The 2,006-nt window shown below is 48.1% G+C and carries 1 protein-coding gene; it reads right to left on the bottom strand.

Going from position 1 to position 2,006, the window contains the following annotated elements:
• A partial coding sequence (locus tag RMO35_RS09700; RefSeq protein WP_309740677.1) for a DUF3352 domain-containing protein occupies positions 1-1,604 on the bottom strand: 1,604 nt, incomplete at its 3' end.
• Positions 1,605-2,006 lie beyond the last annotated feature (402 nt).

Raw genomic sequence — 2,006 nt, 5'->3', positions numbered from 1 at the left:
GCACTAAATCCAGCTTTGACTTCTGGGGATATGGATGGTAGGGAGAGATTACCTGCATTGATGGTACGATCGACATCAATGAAAAATTGACCGTTGTGGGGACTGAGACTCGATCGCGTCGATTGTTGAAATAGTGGGGTATCTGACAGTTTTTGTTGGGGTTGCGGGAGGAAGGTATCGCCCACAGGTGCGCCGAAGTTGAGGAAAGCGAGGTTGTTATCGAGCCAGCCATGAGTCACCTTGGTACCCTCCAATGGTGATGTCAGATCGATCGCATCTTTGCCACCGATTCGGGTTTTGGCGATCTTAAACCCTTGCTTTTGACTCATGGTTTTGTCAAAGATGGCGAAGGCTTTATCTGCGGCAGATCGATCGCTAGCTTGCTGAAATAATAGCAGTCCTGTACCAAATTCCGTATCGATCTTAGCTGCTTTGGGGACGATCGCGATGCCAAAAGGGCCTTTACTCCAGTTGAGGATTTCTGGCTCTAATGTTAGTCCGGTGAGACTATCCAGGTTTTTGACGAGATCTTCAGGTTTGACAGGTGCCAAAGGATTGGCTGCGGCACTCTGAACATAGTCTAGCCACAGTCGCTGTAAGTTACCGCCAGATACCATGGCTAGTGTCGTGGCGGGGAGATTTGCCGCGAGGTTTTGGGCTTGATTTTCAACTGTTAATTTTTGCTTGGCATTGGGTCTGAGCCAAGAAATCCCTTTCCAGGCAATCCCGTCTGCTTCGATCTGGGCATTTGCCGCTATGCCTTGTTGAGTCTGGGTTTGCGCTAATTTATTGGCGGTGAGTTGGAGCGGGGAATTAACCGCTGCTACTGCGGTAGCTACTGGAACATTCAGATAGACGCGTGCAAAAGGTCGATCGATCTCGATTTGGGCTAGCGCTTTGGTATAGCCTGGGAGTGTGAGTAAAGATTTACCGTTTTGTTGAGTATCGATGACTCTTTGCAGTCCTACTCTGTCCGTCGCGATCGTGACAAAGTTATCTAGGATCGCGATCGCGATCGTCCCCTGTTTGCGCTTAAATTCTCGAATAGCGACCCCTTTGTAGTTAGTTTCGACTAAATTGGCATCGATCGGCGTTTGATGCTGTTCTACGACTTTCTGGGCGGCACCTCGATCGGCGATCGGTAAGATGGCGATGGTTTGCTGGCTGAGGATCGTCCCTGACTCGGCTCTAATTCCTGCTGCCCCTGGATTGTGCAGATAGCCGACTAAAATTTGCTTGCCAATCCACGGTTGGATATCGCGTTGATAGTCATATCCATAGGTTGTCAAAAAATCGGTTTGCAATTTAGCTAATTGCTGCTCGACAATCCCGCGACTTAGGGGAACGCCAAACTCGTTAAATTTCTGCCACCGCGCCACATCGGTAGAGACGGAGATGGACATCAAAGTATCTTGAGGTAATAAACTCACCCCATCGCTGGTATCGAGATTAGTCGAGCCTGATAACATTTTCCAGACACCGCCAGCCAGCAATCCCACGACTAATATCGCCGCTCCTGCGCCAGCAACAATCCGCCTATTTTGCTTTTGTTTTTTGGTCGCAGTCCGTGGCTTAGACTTGGGGTTGGGCATTTTATTAGGCATGGCGATCGGGGTAAATAAGCGAGTAGTTGAGAATTAGAGATCGAGTAATTAAATATAAAATATCATGTAGGGTGGGCAGTGCCCACCAGATAGGTTTCAGACAATATTTATCCGATTCATACTTGCACCTACTACTTCAATAGCTGTATGTTGTTGACTACCTCAAGATCGATGTACTGCACCGATCGATCTTGCCAAAAATCCTGAGTCTGATGCGATCGCAACAAAGTCCTATTGATTGGAATTTAGACTAAAGATTAGTGCCACCAAGTCGCGATCGCGATCGCGCCTACCGCACCGATAATTGTAATGATAACATTGACAAGTTCGGTAGTAAGCCACTCGAGTTTGGATTGTCAAGTAGCGCCGATAACGCTTTACAGATTGGTAGCCACAAACGCC

Source organism: Chamaesiphon sp. OTE_20_metabat_361, from assembly GCF_031364565.1.
The sequence above is the reverse complement of the archived record's forward strand: the minus strand, read 5'-3'. Positions and strand labels throughout refer to the sequence as shown.